Annotated in this window: 17 protein-coding genes; 9 read left to right on the top strand and 8 right to left on the bottom strand. The window is 63.0% G+C overall.

The window, feature by feature from the left end; all coding sequences use genetic code 11:
- Positions 1 to 64: 64 nt before the first annotated feature.
- From SULPSESMR1_RS09275 to SULPSESMR1_RS09295, 5 genes are read right to left on the bottom strand one after another with little or no spacing between them, the layout of a single operon-like run.
- Positions 65 to 1,672 carry a carboxyl transferase domain-containing protein gene (locus SULPSESMR1_RS09275; protein ID WP_089420553.1) on the bottom strand — a complete coding sequence of 536 codons (1,608 nt, stop codon included), beginning with the start codon at positions 1,670 to 1,672 and terminating at the stop codon, positions 65 to 67.
- Positions 1,669 to 3,156, bottom strand: coding sequence for an AMP-binding protein (locus SULPSESMR1_RS09280; protein WP_089420554.1), 1,488 nt, complete (start codon positions 3,154 to 3,156; stop codon positions 1,669 to 1,671). Before SULPSESMR1_RS09280 ends, SULPSESMR1_RS09275 begins: the two co-directional genes overlap by 4 nt.
- On the bottom strand, positions 3,153 to 3,647 hold the full coding sequence (locus SULPSESMR1_RS09285; protein WP_089420555.1) for a lysozyme inhibitor LprI family protein: 495 nt from the start codon (positions 3,645 to 3,647) through the stop codon (positions 3,153 to 3,155). Before SULPSESMR1_RS09285 ends, SULPSESMR1_RS09280 begins: the two co-directional genes overlap by 4 nt.
- A gap of 41 nt (positions 3,648 to 3,688) precedes the next feature.
- Positions 3,689 to 4,051: a hypothetical protein gene (locus SULPSESMR1_RS09290; protein ID WP_157728994.1), complete on the bottom strand. Its 363-nt coding sequence runs from the start codon at positions 4,049 to 4,051 to the stop codon at positions 3,689 to 3,691.
- 15 nt (positions 4,052 to 4,066) lie between these two features.
- Positions 4,067 to 5,230, bottom strand: a complete 1,164-nt coding sequence (locus SULPSESMR1_RS09295; RefSeq protein ID WP_089420557.1) for an isovaleryl-CoA dehydrogenase — start codon at positions 5,228 to 5,230, stop codon at positions 4,067 to 4,069.
- Positions 5,231 to 5,377: 147 nt separating this feature from the next.
- On the opposite strand from SULPSESMR1_RS09295, the gene SULPSESMR1_RS09300 reads away from it, so the two are divergent.
- Together SULPSESMR1_RS09300 and SULPSESMR1_RS09305 are read left to right on the top strand one after the other, a co-directional pair.
- A complete protein-coding gene (locus SULPSESMR1_RS09300) occupies positions 5,378 to 5,866 on the top strand; it encodes a pyridoxamine 5'-phosphate oxidase family protein (RefSeq protein ID WP_089420558.1) in 489 nt (162 codons plus the stop codon).
- A gap of 5 nt (positions 5,867 to 5,871) precedes the next feature.
- Entirely contained in the window at positions 5,872 to 6,321 is a 450-nt protein-coding gene (locus tag SULPSESMR1_RS09305) for a CreA family protein (protein WP_089422257.1), read from the top strand.
- 3 nt (positions 6,322 to 6,324) lie between these two features.
- On the opposite strand, the gene SULPSESMR1_RS09310 is transcribed toward SULPSESMR1_RS09305, so the two are convergent.
- Both SULPSESMR1_RS09310 and SULPSESMR1_RS09315 read right to left on the bottom strand, forming a co-directional pair.
- Positions 6,325 to 7,518 carry a DegT/DnrJ/EryC1/StrS family aminotransferase gene (locus SULPSESMR1_RS09310; RefSeq protein ID WP_089420559.1) on the bottom strand — a complete coding sequence of 398 codons (1,194 nt, stop codon included), beginning with the start codon at positions 7,516 to 7,518 and terminating at the stop codon, positions 6,325 to 6,327.
- Positions 7,515 to 8,186, bottom strand: a complete 672-nt coding sequence (locus SULPSESMR1_RS09315; RefSeq protein ID WP_089420560.1) for an HAD-IA family hydrolase — start codon at positions 8,184 to 8,186, stop codon at positions 7,515 to 7,517. Before SULPSESMR1_RS09315 ends, SULPSESMR1_RS09310 begins: the two co-directional genes overlap by 4 nt.
- Before the next feature lie 140 nt (positions 8,187 to 8,326).
- On the opposite strand from SULPSESMR1_RS09315, the gene glmU reads away from it, so the two are divergent.
- Genes glmU through SULPSESMR1_RS09335 form a run of 4 tightly spaced genes read left to right on the top strand, consistent with a single transcriptional unit; the run spans position 8,327 to position 12,723 of the window.
- Entirely contained in the window at positions 8,327 to 9,679 is a 1,353-nt protein-coding gene (gene glmU / locus SULPSESMR1_RS09320; protein ID WP_089420561.1) for a bifunctional UDP-N-acetylglucosamine diphosphorylase/glucosamine-1-phosphate N-acetyltransferase GlmU, read from the top strand.
- Between the two features lies 1 nt (position 9,680).
- Positions 9,681 to 11,501 (top strand): glutamine--fructose-6-phosphate transaminase (isomerizing), encoded by a 1,821-nt coding sequence (gene glmS, locus SULPSESMR1_RS09325; protein WP_089420562.1) that lies wholly within the window; start codon positions 9,681 to 9,683, stop codon positions 11,499 to 11,501.
- On the top strand, positions 11,501 to 12,052 hold the full coding sequence (locus SULPSESMR1_RS09330; RefSeq protein WP_089420563.1) for a pyridoxamine 5'-phosphate oxidase family protein: 552 nt from the start codon (positions 11,501 to 11,503) through the stop codon (positions 12,050 to 12,052). The genes glmS and SULPSESMR1_RS09330 overlap by 1 nt, the downstream gene beginning before the upstream one ends.
- Entirely contained in the window at positions 12,049 to 12,723 is a 675-nt protein-coding gene (locus tag SULPSESMR1_RS09335) for a DNA alkylation repair protein (RefSeq protein ID WP_089420564.1), read from the top strand. The genes SULPSESMR1_RS09330 and SULPSESMR1_RS09335 overlap by 4 nt, the downstream gene beginning before the upstream one ends.
- A gap of 77 nt (positions 12,724 to 12,800) precedes the next feature.
- Here SULPSESMR1_RS09335 and SULPSESMR1_RS09340 read toward each other — a convergent pair whose 3' ends face one another.
- Positions 12,801 to 13,295 (bottom strand): hypothetical protein, encoded by a 495-nt coding sequence (locus SULPSESMR1_RS09340; RefSeq protein ID WP_089422258.1) that lies wholly within the window; start codon positions 13,293 to 13,295, stop codon positions 12,801 to 12,803.
- Between the two features lie 85 nt (positions 13,296 to 13,380).
- Here SULPSESMR1_RS09340 and moaA point away from each other — a divergent pair, with 85 nt between their 5' ends.
- The 3 genes from moaA to SULPSESMR1_RS09355 are packed head-to-tail and all read left to right on the top strand — an operon-like array spanning position 13,381 to position 16,676.
- Positions 13,381 to 14,388, top strand: a complete 1,008-nt coding sequence (gene moaA, locus SULPSESMR1_RS09345) for a GTP 3',8-cyclase MoaA (RefSeq protein WP_089422259.1) — start codon at positions 13,381 to 13,383, stop codon at positions 14,386 to 14,388.
- The gene (locus SULPSESMR1_RS09350) at positions 14,389 to 15,669 is read left to right on the top strand and encodes a 3-deoxy-D-manno-octulosonic acid transferase (protein WP_089420565.1); all 1,281 of its coding nucleotides are present in this window, start codon (positions 14,389 to 14,391) and stop codon (positions 15,667 to 15,669) included.
- Complete coding sequence (locus SULPSESMR1_RS09355; RefSeq protein ID WP_089420566.1) at positions 15,666 to 16,676, top strand: glycosyltransferase family 4 protein; 1,011 nt, start codon at positions 15,666 to 15,668, stop codon at positions 16,674 to 16,676. Before SULPSESMR1_RS09350 ends, SULPSESMR1_RS09355 begins: the two co-directional genes overlap by 4 nt.
- The last annotated feature ends 19 nt before the right edge of the window (positions 16,677 to 16,695 follow it).

The following is a 16,695-nucleotide window of genomic DNA, read 5'->3' on the forward strand; positions in this document are numbered from 1 at the left end:
GTTTCTTTTGGCCCCAAATATCCCGGGGGTCCGGGGGCTGGCCCCCGTCCTCCGCTGGCCAGTCTCACATCCGGAACAGACCGAACCGCGTATCTTCGATCGGCGCATTCAGGCTGGCCCGCAGACTCAGATCCAGCACATCACGGCTTTTGCGCGGGTCGATCACCCCGTCGTCCCACAGCCGCGCACTGGCATAAAGCGGGTGCGATTGTTCTTCGAACATATCAATCGTGGGCTGTTTGAACGCCTGCTCGTCTTGCGCGCTCCATGTCTCGCCGCGCGCTTCCATGCCGTCGCGTTTGACCGTGGCCAACACGCCCGCCGCCTGTGCGCCGCCCATGACGCTGATGCGGCTGTTGGGCCAGGTCCACAGGAACCGGGGCGAATAGGCGCGCCCCGCCATGCCATAGTTACCCGCCCCGAACGAGCCGCCGACCAGCATGGTGATCTTGGGCACCGAAGTGGTGGCCACTGCCGTCACCATTTTGGCCCCGTGCCGCGCGATGCCTTCGTTTTCGTATTTGCGCCCGACCATGAAGCCGGTGATGTTCTGCAAGAACACCAGCGGGATCTTGCGCTGCGAACACAGCTCGACAAAATGCGCGCCCTTTTGCGCGGCTTCCGAAAACAGCACGCCGTTGTTCGCGATAATGCCGACAGGCGTGCCTTTGACGTGGGCAAAGCCGCAGACCAGCGTTTCGCCAAAGCGCGATTTGAACTCGTCGAACACACTGCCGTCGACCAGCCGCATGATCACCTCGCGGATGTCATAGGGCGTGCGTGCATCCGCAGGCACCACGCCCAGCAGTTCCGCAGGATCATAGGCAGGCTCATCATAGCTGACAGCACCGGACGCAAAACGCGTCCCCGCCCCCTCCAGCGATCCCACCGCGCGCCGCGCCAGCGCCAGCGCATGTGTGTCGTCCTCGGCCAGATAGTCGGCCACCCCGGACAGGCGCGTGTGCACATCGCCACCGCCCAGATCCTCGGCGCTGACCACCTCGCCCGTGGCCGCCTTCACCAGCGGCGGGCCCGCCAGAAAGATCGTGCCCTGATCGCGCACGATGATCGTCACGTCCGACATCGCAGGCACATAGGCCCCGCCCGCCGTGCACGATCCCATCACCACGGCGATCTGCGGAATGCCCTTGGCGCTCATCTGCGCCTGATTGAAAAAGATACGGCCAAAGTGGTCGCGGTCGGGAAAGACCTCGTCCTGATTGGGCAGGTTCGCGCCACCGCTGTCCACCAGATAGATGCAGGGCAGATGGTTTGCCTCGGCGATTTCCTGTGCGCGAAGGTGTTTCTTGACCGTCATCGGGTAATAGGTGCCACCCTTTACGGTCGCATCATTGCACACCACCATCACGTCGCGGCCCATCACGCGGCCCACGCCGGTGATCACGCCGGCGCCGGGTGCGGCACCTTCGTACATGCCGTGCGCGGCTGTGGCACCCACCTCCAGAAACGGGCTGCCCGGGTCCAGCAGGTTCGCCACCCGTTCGCGTGGCAGCATCTTGCCGCGGCTTACATGCCGGTCGCGCGACCGCTCGCCGCCGCCCAGGGTGGCCGCCTGCGCCGCCTCCTGCACCTGTTGCAGCGCCGCTTCATGCGCCTGCTGGTTGGCCTTGAAATCGGCCGAAGTTGTCAAGATCTGTGACGTCAGTTTCATGCCGTCCCTTTCCCAGTTTCTGCCACCGCTTGCGCACGCAGCGCCTTGCGGATCACTTTGCCCGTCACCGTCATCGGCAGCGCATCCAGAAATGCGATTTCGCGCGGGTAGGAATATTGCGCCAGTCGCGCTTTGACGTAGTCTTGCAGGGTCTGTTCCGTCGCCGTGGCGCCGTCCTTCAGCACCACATAGGCCTTGACGATCTCGGTGCGCATCGGGTCGGGCTTGCCGACGACACCCACAGTCGCCACATCGGGGTGGGTCATCAGACAATCTTCGATCTCGGCGGGGCCGATGCGGTAGCCCGACGAGGTGATCACATCATCCTCGCGGCCCACGAACCGCAGATAATCACCTTCCCACAGGCCGCGATCGCCGGTCAGCATCCAGTCGCCGTGAAACTTTTCGGCGGTAGCTTGCGCCCGCTGCCAGTAGCCCAGCATCATGCTGGGCGCGCCGCGCCGGATGGCAATGTCGCCTTCCCCGTCCGTGGGCTGGCCCGCATCGTCGATCACCGCGATGTCAAAGCCCGCGACCGCCTTGCCGATACAGCCCGGACGCGGCGGAAAATCGACGGCACAGCTGCTGGCGACCATGTTGCATTCGGTCTGCCCGTAAAACTCGTTGATCTGCACGCCAAAAGCATCCCGCCCCCACGCCAGCATCTCGGCGCCCAAAGGCTCGCCGCCACTGGCAACCGTGCGCAGACCGGGCAGCTTTGCCCCTGCGGCTTTCAGCATCCGCAAGGCGGTGGGCGGGAAAAACACGTTGCGCACGCCACCCTCCGCGATGATCTGCGCGCAGCGGTCCACGTCGAATTTCGGCATGCGTGCGGCGACCACAGGGACGCCCAGCCGCAGGCCGGGCATCAGCACATCGAACAGCCCGCCGATCCATGCCCAGTCGGCGGGGGTCCACAAGCAATCATCCGGCTGGCCCAGATGGTCGTGGCTGGCGCTGACACCGGACAGATGCCCCTCAAGCACGCCGTGCCCGTGCAGCGCCCCCTTTGGCGTGCCGGTGGTGCCCGAGGTGTAGATCAGCACGCAAGGCACCTCCGCGCCGCCCGCAGCATAGTCCACCGGACCACCCGCAATACCGCAGCTTGCCGCCATCACGGGTGTCGCCAGATCGCCCAGCAGTACTGCCCCTTCGGCGTCGGTCAGCACCAGTGCGGCACCCGCATCGCTGATCCGTGCCGCCAGAGCGTCATGCTGGAACAGCTTGAACAGCGGCACCGAGATTGCGCCCACCTTCCAGATCGCCAGATGCGCCGCGGCACACCACGGCGTCTGGCTGAGCAGCACGCCCACGCGGTCGCCCGGCGCTACCTGTGTCAGCAGCGCGCGCGCGATGCCGTCGACCATATCCGCCAGATCGCCATAGCGCACATCACGGCGCCGCCCCTCGGACAGGTTTATGATGGCCACCTTGTCCGGTTCATGGTCCAGACAGGTTTGTGCAATGTTGGGCAGGGTGGTCATTCACCGATCCCGCTGTCGGCCAGATACAGCGCCTGCATCGCGGTCAGGCGCATCAGACAGCCCACCGTCGCAGGTCCACCCCCCGTGCCACCACCCCACTGTGCGCGTTCATAGTCGCAAGTTGCATCGCGAAAGGTGATCCATGCCCGCTGCATGTCGCGCAGGGCGGTTTCCGAAGGCGTCCCATTCAGGTAATCGTCATCCGCACGCGCCCTTGTGCGGGCCGCGCCATAGTTTTCGTTCAGCTTGGCATCCCAATACTGCAATTCGCGGTCCAGACAGCCCGACATGCCCACCGTCGAAAAGCCGCCCGGCGTGTCTTCCATGCAGGCGTTGGCTGATGTGCCAATACAGGCCATCTGTCCCGCCATATCAGGTGCATTCGACAGGCATGAAGCGGTGATAGTCGATGTAAACGCCAGATCTTGTGCCGCCAACGGGGTCACAGGGGCGGCCAGAACGGTTGCGATCAAGGCACGTTTGAGTAGCATGATATTCCCTCTCCCTTCACACGACGACACCGCGCCGCCGCTTATGTCTCTGCCGCGTTTCGCGGCGCGGGAAGCTGGTCCAGCAGACCGCCGAACCGGCCAATCAGGTAGACCCGCCTGCTCCCTTGCGGCGTGGTGCAACTAATCACCAGCCGCACCGCTGCCTGTTCCCCCGGACGCCCGACACAATCGCTCGGGCTGGCGCCCGCGCCCGTCTCGGCCACGTAAAGCCGTGCGTAATGGTCCAGCAGAGCACTTTCATCCAGATGCGCCCAGATCCAGCCCAACCGGAACACCCAAAGCGCACCCAACAGCGTCACCACCACCAGCGGCATCCAACGCAGCCAGCGTGGCAGTGCGGGCGCAGACCTATGCACGGCGCAGGCCCCGAATGTCGCGTTCACGGGACCACGCGTTCGTCACGCCATCGCACCCATCAATTCGCGACCGATCAGCATCCGGCGGATTTCCGATGTGCCGGCCCCGATCTCCATCAGCTTGGCGTCGCGAAACAGACGGCTCACCGGACTGTCGGACAGGAACCCAGCCCCGCCCAGCGCCTGTACGGCCTGATGCGCCTGCACCATTGCCTGCTCGGAGGCATAAAGACAGCACGCCGCCGCATCCTGACGGGTCACGGTGCCCTTGTCACAGGCCCGCGCCACTTCGTAGACGTAGGCCCGCGCGCTGTTCATCGCCGTATACATGTCGGCAATCTTGCCCTGCATCAGCTGGAAGTTCCCGATAGGCTGGCCGAACTGCTTGCGCTCGGAGACATAGGGCATGACCTCGTCCAGACAGGCGGCCATAATCCCAAGCCCGATGCCCGCCAGCACAACACGTTCGTAATCAAGGCCCGACATCAGCACAGCAACGCCCTTGCCCTCTTCGCCCAAGATATTCTCGAACGGCACTTCGACGCCGTCAAAGATCAGCTCGGCGGTGTTGCTGCCACGCATCCCCAGCTTGTCGAAATGCGGCGAGGTGGAAAAGCCGACCATGTCTTTTTCGATCAGGAACGCGGTGATGCCACGGCTGCCCGCATCGGGGTCGGTTTTCGCATAGACCACCAGCGTGTCGGCATCGGGGCCGTTGGTGATCCAGTATTTGTTGCCGCTCAGCCGGAAGTGATCGTTCCGCTTTTCGGCCCGCAGCTTCATGCTGACCACATCGCTGCCCGCACCCGGTTCGGACATGGCCAAGGCACCGACGTGCTGGCCGCTGACCAGACCGGGCAGGTATTTCTCCTTTTGCTCGGGCGTGCCGTTCAGCTTGATCTGGTTCACGCAGAGGTTCGAATGGGCGCCATAAGAAAGCGAGACAGAGGCCGACGCGCGCGCAATCTCTTCCACGGCGACGGTATGCGCCAGATAGGACATGCCCGATCCGCCGAATTCTTCCTCTACGGTGATGCCCAGCAGGCCCAACTCACCCATCTCGGCCCACAGAGCGTGGGGGAATTCGTTGGTCTGGTCGATCTGGTGCGCCATCGGGCGCACGCGCTCTTGTGCCCAGCGGTGCACCATTTCGCGCAGGCTGTTGGCATCCTCGCCCAGATCGAACGTCATTGAATGGGTAAACATCCGCGCATACCTCCCGTTATTGAACGCTTGTTCATTACTTACATGCCCGCGCCCCGTCCGGTCAAGTATGATCACCACCCCTGCCGCGGAACAAGCGCCGAGATGATGCGTTGAGCTGCGAATGCAGCATGAAAAAGGACATCCGCCATGAAAGATCATGACAGACAATCCGGGATAAAAGAGACATTCTGGGACCGCCTGGAAGGCATAACGGCCGGTATGCTGGCCACACCCAGCGACCGCGCCCGCCCGATGTCGCACAACATTCGTGACGATGACGAACAGGTGCTGTGGTTCATCACCGCGCATGGCACCGACATCGCCGACGCCGCCAAGTTGGGCAGTGCGGCAACCTATCTGGTCGCCTGCCAGCACAACAAACTTTACGCCACCATCGAAGGTGCGCTGGATGTTGTAAGCGACAAAGAGGTGCTGGACGAACTGTGGTCGCCCGCCGCCGACGCCTGGTTCGAGGGCGGAGAGCACGACGTTGACGTCTGCCTTGTCCGGATGAAACCGTCCAAGGCCGAGGTCTGGCTGACCGATGGCAGCGCGCGGTTCTTCTATGAGGTCGCCAAGGCCAATCTGACCGACAAAAAGCCCGATTTGGGCACGTACGGGGTACTGACGTTTTGACCCGTCTGAGCACGTGGATCATCGCCGCACTGCTGGGAACCGGCAGCGCAGCGCAGGCCGATCAGGTGGGCGAAATCGGTGTCGACTGGGCAGGCAATGACATCGTGATCGAAGCGATCCCTGATCCGGACGTTGCGGGTGTCACCTGTCATATCGCCTATTTCGATCGCGGCCTGATCGACCGGCTGGCCAACGGCAACTGGTTCGAAGATCCATCAAACTCGTCGATCTCTTGCCGCCAGACCGGCCCGATCAAAGTGGGTGACATCGACCGCAGCGAAGATGGCGAGGATGTGTTTCGCACGTCGCGGTCCATCGTGCTTAAAACCCTGCGCGTCAAACGGATATTTGACGAGGCGAACCAGACGCTGATCTATGTGGCCCACGCCCGCGAGCTGACCCAAGGCAGCGCCAAGGTCAGCATGTCCACGGTGCCGCTATACGGGTCCGACTAGCGCTCAGGCGGCCTGATAGACCGCCGACACCTCGCTGCGGATGATCCGCGCGATCAATGCGCAGTCATCGGTCGAAAAGGTCAGCGGCACCCGCATGTCCACGATGCCCGCCAGCACCCTGTCGGTGGCGGGCATCGCCTCGGATGCGGCATAGCGCCAACTGTCGTATTTCGACGTGAATGCGGTGGGTTCGGGCGCGCCGAACCATTTCAGCTCGACCCCGCGGGCGGCACAGCGTTTTATGACGGCTTGCAGCTTGGCGACATCCCAGTCCAGCAGTAGAAACTGGAAGGACGAGCCGACGATACGTTCCACCTCGGCGCGTTCCACAACCTTCAGGCCCGGTGTGCCGCGCACGCCGTCTTCCAGCACTTTGTACCGCGCGTTCCAGCGGGCGCACTGGGTTTCAAGTGCGGCCAGTTGCGGACGCAGGATCGCGGCGCGCAGGTTGTCCATCCGGCCCGAGATGTTGGGCGTTGTATAACGCAACTCCTCGAACACTTCTGCGGGGGGAGCTGCCAGATGACGTTCGTACAGCATATAGCTGCCCGACAGCATCACAGCCCGCGCTGCGACGTCGGCATCGTCGGTCACCAGCAAACCGCCCTCGCCCGCGTTCACGTGTTTGTAGGTCTGGCAGGAATAACATCCCACCACACCATGTCGCCCCGACGGCACGCCGTTCCACGCCGCCCCCATCGTGTGGGCGCAATCCTCGACCACCTGAATGCCATGCCGGTCACAGATCGCCATCAGCGCGTCCATGTCGCAGATGTGTCCGCGCATATGGCTTAGCAGCAGCACACGGGCCTGCCCGCCCTTGGCGTCCAGATCATCCAGATCAATCGTCAGATCCTCGGTTACACCAACAAAGACCGGCACAGCTCCAAGCGAGGCAATCGCCCCCGGAACAGGGGCCAGCGTAAAGGCGTTGGACAGCACCCTGCCGCCCGGTTTGACACCGATCGCCCGCAGCGCCGTGGCCATCGCATAGCCGCCCGACGCCACCGCCAGGCAGTATTTTGCCCCGACCAGTGCCGCAAACTCCTGTTCCAGCATGGCCGCTTCGGCCACTTCATCCCCCACAGTATTGTAACGATGCAAACGCCCGTGGCGCATCACCCGCACGGCGGCTTCTATGCCTGCCTCGGGGATCGACTCTTGTTGGGTAAAGCTGCCCTCGAACACCTCGCTCATGCGGCGGCCTCGCCGCGCAGCAGGTGACGCGCCAGTGCGGGCAGATCGGCGTAATCATGCAGCAATGCTTCGGGTTCCAGTGCCGCCATATCCTCGCCCGAGGGGCCGAAGGTGACCAGAACCGATGGCACGCCTGCGGCCCGTGCGGTGTTGCGGTCGGTGTCGCTGTCACCGATCAGGATGCAGGTATCAGATCCGCCCGCAGCCCGCGCGGCCGCAAGCAGGGGTGCGGGATCGGGTTTGCGCACGGGCAGCGTATCGGCCCCGATCATCGACGCGAATGCATCACGCACCCCCAGCGATTGCAGCAGTTTTTCCGCCAGTGCGGCGGGTTTGTTGGTGCAGATGCCCACGGCAAAGCCGTCCGCCTTGATCGCCGCAACTGCCTCCATCGCGCCGGGATACATCACGGTATGCAGATCAATTGCACCATCATAGGCCTCCAGCAGCACGGGATAATACTTCGCAATCAGCGCCTCGTCCAACCGGCCCAGCCGCGTCAGCCCCAAGGCCAGCATCGCCCGCCCGCCGCGCAGCGCCGCCCCCGCGTCGGCCGCAGTCAGCACATCGCCCGCGCCCATATCGCGAAAACACACGTTCGCGGCGGCCAGCAAATCGCCGCTGGTGTCTGCCAAAGTGCCGTCCAGATCAAAGATTACCGATGTCATGCCTGTCTCCTGATGGGCGGATCATTGCCGTCCTGTCATTGTTCGTGTTACGGCCAGCAATCTTGTTTGATGGGGCCAACGGTTGCGCCGCATGGCAAGATGGATAAAACGGTCACACCAAGAACACAAAGAGATTTGGCATGAGCATCGCGACGGTCATCCTTGCCGCTGGCAAAGGCACGCGGATGAATTCGGACATTCCGAAAGTCCTCCACCCCATCGCAGGCGCGCCCATGCTGGTGCACGCACTGCAAGCGGCGCGGTCACTGGAACCCGCAGGCATGGTTGTCGTCGCAGGCCACGGTGCCGAAGCTGTCACTCAGGTCGTACAGGAATATGACGAAGAAACGCAGGTTGTTGTACAAGACGAGCAGTTGGGCACCGGCCATGCGGTACAACAGGCCCGCGCGGCGCTGGACGGTTTTGACGGCACGGTGATCGTGCTTTATGCCGATACGCCCTTCGTGCGCCCCGAGACATTGCAAGCGATGATCGACGCACGCAGCACGCAAGACGTTGTGGTTCTGGGGTTCGAGGCGACCGATCCGGGACGCTATGGCCGCTTGAAGATGGCGGGCGAAACGCTTGAAGCGATTGTAGAATTCAACGACGCCACCGAAGCCGAACGCGCCATCACCCTGTGCAATTCAGGCGTTGTGGCCTGTGATGCCGCCACGCTGTTTTCGCTGCTGGATGCGGTGACCAACGACAATGCGGCAGGCGAATATTACCTGACTGACATTATCGGCCTTGCCCGCGCACGCGGGCTGAGTGCCGGCGTCGTCACCTGCCCGCAGGCGGAAACGCTGGGCATCAATTCGCGCGCGGAACTGGCCGCAGCCGATGCGTTGTTCCAGCAGGCCGCCCGCGCCACAGCAATGGAAGACGGCGTGACCCTGCTGGACCCTGCCAGCATCTATTTCGCTTATGACACCGTCATTGGCCGCGATACTGTGATCGAGCCGCATGTGTTTTTCGGCCCCGAAGTGACGATCGAATCCGGTGCCCGCATCCGCGCGTTCTCGCACCTTGAAGGCTGCCATGTGGCACGCGGCGGGGTCGTTGGCCCCTATGCCCGTCTGCGTCCGGGTGCCGAGCTGTCCGAAGATGTACGCGTCGGCAACTTTGTCGAGATCAAGAATGCGACCATTGACGCAGGGGCCAAGGTCAATCACCTCAGCTATATCGGAGATGCATTTGTGGGGGCCGGCGCCAATATCGGCGCAGGCACCATCACCTGCAATTATGACGGCGTGTTGAAACACCACACCCACATCGGCGCGCGCGCCTTTATCGGATCAAACACTATGCTGGTGGCCCCTGTGTCCATCGGCAACGAGGCTATGACAGCCTCGGGTTCGGTTATCACATCCGACGTCGAAGACGGTGCGCTGGCCATCGCCCGCGCCCACCAAACCGAAAAGCCAGGAATGGCGCGCAAGCTGATGCAGATGCTGCGTGCCAAAAAGGCCAGACAAACAAGGGGCAACTAAGATGTGCGGAATCGTTGGCGTTCTGGGCAACCACGAGGTTGCCCCCATTCTGGTCGAGGCGCTGAAGCGTCTGGAATATCGCGGCTATGACAGCGCAGGCATCGCCACCGTGAACCACGGCACGCTGGACCGCCGCCGCGCGGTGGGCAAGCTGGTGAACCTCAGCGACCTGCTGGTGCATGAACCACTGGCGGGCAAGGCTGGCATCGGCCACACCCGCTGGGCCACGCACGGTGCACCTTCGGTTGCCAACGCGCACCCGCATCAGGCGGGACCGGTGGCTGTGGTACACAACGGCATCATCGAAAACTTTCGCGAGCTGCGCGCTGAACTGGCCGAAGCGGGCATCGCGTTTGTCACGGAAACCGACACCGAAACCGTCGCCCTTATGGCGCAGATGTACATGGACCGTGGCGCAGACCCTGTGTCGGCTGCCAACCAGACGCTGGACCGGCTGCACGGTGCCTTTGCGCTGGCCTTTTTGTTTCAGGGGCAGGACGACCTGATTATCGCCGCACGCAAGGGTTCGCCTCTGGCTATCGGGCACGGCGACGGCGAGATGTTCGTGGGATCGGATGCCATAGCGCTGGCTCCGCTGACCGACCGGATCACCTATCTTGAGGAAGGCGACCGCGCGGTTGTTACCCGCACCTCGCTGGAAATCCACGACGCCAACGGCACGCTGGCCAATCGCGCGGTCAAGACAATCCAGATCGACGCCACCCGCGTCGACAAGGGCGGCCACAAACACTTTATGGCCAAGGAAATCGCCGAACAGCCCACGGTGATCGGCAATGCGCTGGCCAACTACCTGACCGCCGAAGGCCATATCGCCCTGCCCGATCCCGGCGTGGATTTCAACGACATCGACCGGCTGACGCTGGTTGCGTGCGGCACCGCCTATTACGCCTGTCTGACGGCGAAATACTGGTTCGAACAGATTGCACGCATTCCCGTCGAGGTCGATGTCGCGTCCGAGTTCCGCTATCGCGAGCCGCCGATCCCCGACCGCACGCTGGCGCTGTTCGTGTCGCAATCGGGCGAAACTGCCGACACGCTGGCCGCGCTGCGCTATTGCGAAGGCAAAGCCGCGCGCATCCTGTCGGTGGTCAATGTCCCCGAAAGCTCGATCGCGCGCGAAAGCGATCTGGCGTTGCCGATCCACGCGGGCATCGAAGTGGGCGTCGCCTCGACCAAGGCGTTCACCTGCCAACTGACCGTACTGCTGATGCTGGCGCTGAAGGCCGCGTCGGATCGTGGCACGCTGTCGGCGGATGCGCTGGCCGATCACGTTTCGGCCCTGCGCGGATTGCCTGCGCTGATGTCCGTGGCGCTTGAGCAGAACGGTGCAATGCAAAACACCGCCCGCCGCCTGTCCGAGGCGCGTGACGTGTTGTTTCTGGGCCGTGGACTGATGTACCCCCTGGCACTTGAGGGAGCGCTTAAGCTGAAAGAAATCAGCTATATACATGCCGAAGCTTATGCATCAGGCGAACTGAAACATGGCCCCATCGCACTGATCGACAAACATGTGCCCGTGGTGGTGATGGCGCCACGCGATGTGCTGTTCGAAAAGACCGTCAGCAACATGCAAGAGGTCATGGCGCGCAAGGGCAAGGTCGTTCTGATCTCGGATTCCGAAGGGCTGAAAGAGGCCGGCGAAGGTGTCTGGGCCTCGATCGAGATGCCGCAGGTTCACAACGCCGTGGCCCCCATTCTTTACGCGCTGCCCGCACAACTGCTGGCCTATCACACCGCCGTTGCCAAAGGCACCGACGTGGACCAGCCGCGCAATCTGGCCAAATCGGTGACGGTGGAATAATGGGCAAACAGTTTGACCGGATCGAACAGGATCACGCCGATTTCATCGCCGCCCAGCATATGTTTTTTGTGGGCAGCGCTGCCGACACCGGCCATGTGAACATCAGCCCCAAGGGGATGGACAGCCTGCGCGTGTTGTCGCCCAACCGGATTGTCTGGCGCAACCTGACCGGATCGGGCAACGAAACCGCCGCCCATCTGGCCCTGCACAACCGCATCACGCTGATGTGGTGCGGGTTCGAAAAACGCCCGATGATTATGCGCGCCTATGGCACTGCCCGCACCCTGCACCCGCGCGATGCGGATTTTGCCAGCCTGAACGCGCAGTTCCCCCCCGCCCTTGGCACCCGCCAGATCTATGACGTGACGGTGGACATGCTGCAAACTTCCTGCGGGTATGCGGTGCCCTATTACGACCACGCAGGCCCCCGCGACACCTTGCAAAAATGGGCCGAAGACAAAGGCCCCGACGGTCTGAGCACCTATTGGGCCGACCGCAACCAGACCAGCATCAACGGTCTGCCTACACATATATTGGACACCGACACATGACACCCGAAGCGGCGCTTGCCGAAATCACCGCACATGCCGATCCCGAACGGGCGACGGGCGCACAGGCCTATCACAAGGCCGACCGCACCTATCTGGGCGTGCCCAATCCGGTGCTGAACGACCTGACCAAGACATGGCGGCAAGAACTGGATATCGAAACCCGCGTGGCGCTGGCCGACGGACTGTGGAAAACCGATATCTTCGAGGCGCGCATTGCTGCCGCCAAAGTACTGACACAGGCCCGGATCACACCTGACGATACCACTTGGGCGTTGATCAAATCCTGGGCGCCCGACTTCGACAGTTGGGCCATCGCCGATCATGCCTGCTTGGCGGGCCAAAAACGCCTGATCGCCGACCCGTCCCGTCTGGACGAGATCGAAGACTGGACCACCAGCGATCACATGTGGACCAAACGTGCCGCACTGGTCATCACCCTACCGTGGACCAAACAGAACCACCCCAAACCGCACGAGGCCGAAGCCCGCGACCGCATACTGGGCTGGGCTGCAAGCTATGCGCCCGACGGACGCTGGTTTATCCAAAAGGCCATTTCGTGGTGGCTGCGCGATCTCAGCAAACACGATCCCGACCGCACCCGCGCCTTTCTGGCGAAACACGGCGACACGATGAAGGTATTTGCCCGCAAGGATGCGGCCAAATACCTTTAGGGCATTGCCCCTGCCTTCACCTTGCCAAATAAACTCGCGCCGCAGGCTCCCGAAACACCGGCGGCGCGCGCCACCGCTTATGATGCCGTAAACACCTCGACTTCGGGCAACCCAGTCAGCGGTGCACCCAGCGTCTGAAAGGCCGACAGTGACATGCGGCTGCCCGCCGTTGCAGGCCCGTCGATCGGGATCAGCGTCACCGCCACCGATTTGCCCGTGCCCGCATAACTTACCCGACCGGCCTGCTCGCTTTTGACCAGCGGGGTTTTCAGCCACAATCCGGGCTCGGACGGGCTGCCCAGCGACGCCACTGTAATACCCAAGGAGCCCCCCACCGGCGCGGGTGCGCTGGCTGCGGCCTTGTCCTCGGCGCTGACGGTGTCAAATTCGGCAACGGTGCGTGCCCCCGTCACAGGCGCAACAGCGGCAGGCCGCGATTGGGGTCGCGTTTCTCCACCTGCGCCGCCGGTGCCGGTTTCCGCCGAATCCCGGCGCGGCTGCAGAAATTCGGGCAGTTGCGCACAGCCCGTAAGGAAAAGCGCGCAAATCAGGATCAGGGGTATCGTTTTCATAACATCCAGATAACCACAGCCCGCAAAGCGCATCAACGTGCATTCCCCCTTGCTGCGCTTTCCCGCCGCCCTTACCTATGTGGGTATGAATGCACCTCTGATTGACCCGTTCGCCCGCGCCATCACCTATCTGCGCGTCTCTGTCACCGACAGATGTGATTTTCGCTGTGTCTATTGCATGTCGGAAAACATGACCTTTCTGCCCAAGAAAGAACTTCTGACGCTGGAAGAACTGGACCGCATGTGCACGGCCTTTGTCGATCTGGGCGTGGAAAAGCTGCGGATCACCGGCGGCGAACCTTTGGTGCGGCGCGAGATCATGACGTTCTTCAACAGCATGGCCCGTCATCTGGACGCAGGCACGCTGAAGGAATTGACCCTGACCACCAACGGCAGCCAGCTGGAACGGTTTTCCAAAGATCTCTACGCCGCAGGCGTGCGCCGCGTGAACATCTCGCTAGATACGCTGGACGAGAAGAAATTCGCCGAGATCACCCGCTGGGGGCGCCTGCCCCAGGTGCTGCGCGGCATTGATGCGGCACAGGCCGCCGGTCTGCACGTCAAGATCAACGCCGTGGCACTCAAAGGTTTTAATGAAGACGAACTGCCCGCGATCACGCAGTGGTGTGCCGACCGCGGCATGGACCTGACGTGGATCGAGGTGATGCCGATGGGCGATCTGGGCAACGAGGACCGTCTGGGACAGTATTGGTCGCTGAAAGACGTGCGCGCGCGCTATGCCGAACATTATACAGTGACCGATCTGGCCGAGCGCACAGGCGGCCCCGCCCGCTATGTGCGTCTGGAAGAGACCGGCCAAAAGATCGGTTTTATCACCCCGCTCAGCCATAATTTCTGCGAAAGCTGCAACCGCGTGCGTCTGACCTGCACCGGCGAAATTTACCTGTGTCTGGGTCAGGAAGACATGATGGACCTGCGTGCGCCCCTGCGCGCCCACCCGGACGATGACGCGCCCCTTCATGCGGCCATCCGTCAGGCCATCGGCATCAAACCCAAGGGCCACGATTTCGACTATTCCCGCCAGCAGGCCGACGGGCAAATGCCCCGCCACATGAGCCACACCGGCGGCTGAATGCGCCCGACCGCCCTTTATCGTGCCTATGTGGTTTTGGCTGCACTGGTGGTACCGTTTGCCGCCCATCTGCGCATCAGGCGTCTGCGCCGCGACGGGGTGGCGGTGCACCGTGCCCATGAAATTCTGGGGCAGACCACACAACAGCGGCCCGGCGGGCTTCTGATCTGGTTTCATGCGGCTTCGGTCGGGGAAAGCCTGTCGGTGCTGCCGCTGATCACTGCCATCGGGGTACAATTGCCACAGACGCGGTTTCTGATCACCTCGGGCACACCCACGTCAGCGGCCATGATCGAGGCACGGATGCCGCCGCGCTGTGTTCACCAGTTTGCGCCGCTGGATTCCGCAGGCCCAGTGAAACGGTTCCTGAAGCGCTGGCGGCCCGATGCGGCGGTTTTTGTCGAATCCGAACTCTGGCCGCAAATTCTGGTGCGCGCGCATCGGGCAAACGTGCCGCTGGCGATGGTCGGCGCGCGCATGTCGCAGCGCTCGCTGTCCCGATGGGCCAAATTTCCGCGCACGGCTGCGTTTATTCTGGGCCAGTTCCGCCTGATCCTGACCCAGAACGACGATATGGCCAAGGCGCTCACGGCACTTGCGCCGCCACACACCAAGGTTGAAGCAGGCTTTAACCTCAAAAGCCTGTCGCCCGCCCTGCCGGTCCACGGCGCCGCACGCAGCCGTCTGGCCGAAATCATCGCACGGCGCCCCACATGGGTTGCCGCCTCGACCCATGTGGGCGAAGAGGCCGACGCCCTGCTGGCCCATGCGCATGTGCTGCAAACCCATCCCGACGCGCTGCTGATTCTGGCCCCCCGTCATCCCGATCGCGGCGACGAAGTAGCCGACCTGATCCGGAACATGGGCCTGACGCACACCCGCCGCACAGAAGGGCAAGAGCCGGATGCGCAGGTCTTTCTGGCCGACACGCTGGGCGAGATGGGGCTGTGGTATGCGCTGGCGCCTTTTGTGTTTCTGGGTGGATCGCTGCAACCGCATGGCGGGCACAATCCCTACGAGGTGGCGCAAGCCGGAGCTGCGATCCTGACCGGCCCGCATCTGTCGAACTTTGCCGAAACCTTCGCCCCGCTCGAAGCATGCGGCGCGGTGCAACTGGTGGCCGACGGGCGTGATCTGGGTGAACGCGCCCTGCACTGGATCGACACCCCCCAAGCGCTGGCGCACGCACGCATTGCCGCCAGCGATTTCGTCGCCAAACGTGATACCGGCGCGGCAGACATTGCGGCACGGCTGGTCACGGCACTGGATCTTGGCCCATGAGACAGCGCGTCTTTGTCACCAACTTCAACCGCAATTTCACCGGAGTCTCGGCCACGGCAGCCAATGTGGTGCGCCAACAGGCCGACCGCTACGACCTGCATCTGGTGGGTCAGCCCCTGCCCGGCTGTCCGCCACCCATCACCGTCAAACAGGCCCGCGCGCTGTCAAACCAGCCTTGCATCTGGCACGTGCGCCGCAACACGGAAATGCGCGCTGCAATCTGGGCCCGCGACGTGTTGCGCCTGCCAGTCAAGATCGTCTTTACCTCTGCCGCGCAGCGCCGCCATTCGGCCTTTCCGCGCTGGCTGATCAGCCGCATGGATGCGGTCATCGCCACCACCGACAAGGCCGCAGGTTTTGTCCCGCATGTCCGCGCCACTGTCCCGCACGGCGTCGACACCGACCTGTTTTCGCCCGCGCCCGACCGCGCGGATGCTTGGGCCGCCTTGGGGTACACAGGCAGCCAAGGCATCGCCACAGTTGGTCGCATCCGCCCCGAAAAAGGCACCGACAGGTTCGTTTCCGCAATGATCGACCTGCTTCCGGACCTGCCCGATGCCACAGCACTTGTCATTGGCCGCGCCGCCCGCGAACATCAGACTTTTCTGAAAGACCTCAAATCGCAAATAGCCGCCGCAGGGCTCGGTGACCGCATCCTGTTCCCCGGAGAAGTCCCCCCCGCCAGCCTGCCCGCCCTGATGCGCGCGCTCAGCCTTGTGGTACAACTGCCCCGCTACGAAGGCTATGGCATGGCCCCCCTCGAAGGCATGGCCAGCGGCGTGCCCTTTGTGGGCACCGACGCAGGCTATTACACGGCCTTCAGCAAGAATGGCGCCGCAGGGCTGATCGCCACGCCCGAGACCGCAGCCCAAGCCGCGCGCACAGTCCTGACGGTGCGCTTTGAAGAAATGGCCAAAGCCGCCCGCGCCACCGCCTGCACCGACTTCTCGGCCAAAGCCGAAGCAGACGGCATTGGCAAAGTCTATGAGACCCTCAAGCCCAGCTAAACCGCGTTTTCTTTTGGCC

Origin of the sequence: Pseudosulfitobacter pseudonitzschiae, from assembly GCF_002222635.1 — a bacterium.
GTDB classification, from domain to species: Bacteria; Pseudomonadota; Alphaproteobacteria; order Rhodobacterales; family Rhodobacteraceae; genus Pseudosulfitobacter; species Pseudosulfitobacter pseudonitzschiae_A.

What these genes read in the sequence shown, in the direction of transcription:
- moaA (WP_089422259.1), top strand. Translation starts at nt 13,381, where the DNA reads ATGAATGCACCTCTGATTGACCCGTTCGCCCGCGCCATCACCTATCTG.
- SULPSESMR1_RS09285 (WP_089420555.1), bottom strand. Translation starts at nt 3,647, where the DNA reads ATGCTACTCAAACGTGCCTTGATCGCAACCGTTCTGGCCGCCCCTGTG.
- glmS (WP_089420562.1), top strand. Translation starts at nt 9,681, where the DNA reads ATGTGCGGAATCGTTGGCGTTCTGGGCAACCACGAGGTTGCCCCCATT.
- SULPSESMR1_RS09340 (WP_089422258.1), bottom strand. Translation starts at nt 13,295, where the DNA reads ATGAAAACGATACCCCTGATCCTGATTTGCGCGCTTTTCCTTACGGGC.
- SULPSESMR1_RS09350 (WP_089420565.1), top strand. Translation starts at nt 14,389, where the DNA reads ATGCGCCCGACCGCCCTTTATCGTGCCTATGTGGTTTTGGCTGCACTG.
- SULPSESMR1_RS09315 (WP_089420560.1), bottom strand. Translation starts at nt 8,186, where the DNA reads ATGACATCGGTAATCTTTGATCTGGACGGCACTTTGGCAGACACCAGC.
- SULPSESMR1_RS09330 (WP_089420563.1), top strand. Translation starts at nt 11,501, where the DNA reads ATGGGCAAACAGTTTGACCGGATCGAACAGGATCACGCCGATTTCATC.
- SULPSESMR1_RS09275 (WP_089420553.1), bottom strand. Translation starts at nt 1,672, where the DNA reads ATGAAACTGACGTCACAGATCTTGACAACTTCGGCCGATTTCAAGGCC.
- SULPSESMR1_RS09300 (WP_089420558.1), top strand. Translation starts at nt 5,378, where the DNA reads ATGAAAGATCATGACAGACAATCCGGGATAAAAGAGACATTCTGGGAC.
- SULPSESMR1_RS09355 (WP_089420566.1), top strand. Translation starts at nt 15,666, where the DNA reads ATGAGACAGCGCGTCTTTGTCACCAACTTCAACCGCAATTTCACCGGA.
- SULPSESMR1_RS09335 (WP_089420564.1), top strand. Translation starts at nt 12,049, where the DNA reads ATGACACCCGAAGCGGCGCTTGCCGAAATCACCGCACATGCCGATCCC.
- SULPSESMR1_RS09310 (WP_089420559.1), bottom strand. Translation starts at nt 7,518, where the DNA reads ATGAGCGAGGTGTTCGAGGGCAGCTTTACCCAACAAGAGTCGATCCCC.
- SULPSESMR1_RS09295 (WP_089420557.1), bottom strand. Translation starts at nt 5,230, where the DNA reads ATGTTTACCCATTCAATGACGTTCGATCTGGGCGAGGATGCCAACAGC.
- glmU (WP_089420561.1), top strand. Translation starts at nt 8,327, where the DNA reads ATGAGCATCGCGACGGTCATCCTTGCCGCTGGCAAAGGCACGCGGATG.
- SULPSESMR1_RS09280 (WP_089420554.1), bottom strand. Translation starts at nt 3,156, where the DNA reads ATGACCACCCTGCCCAACATTGCACAAACCTGTCTGGACCATGAACCG.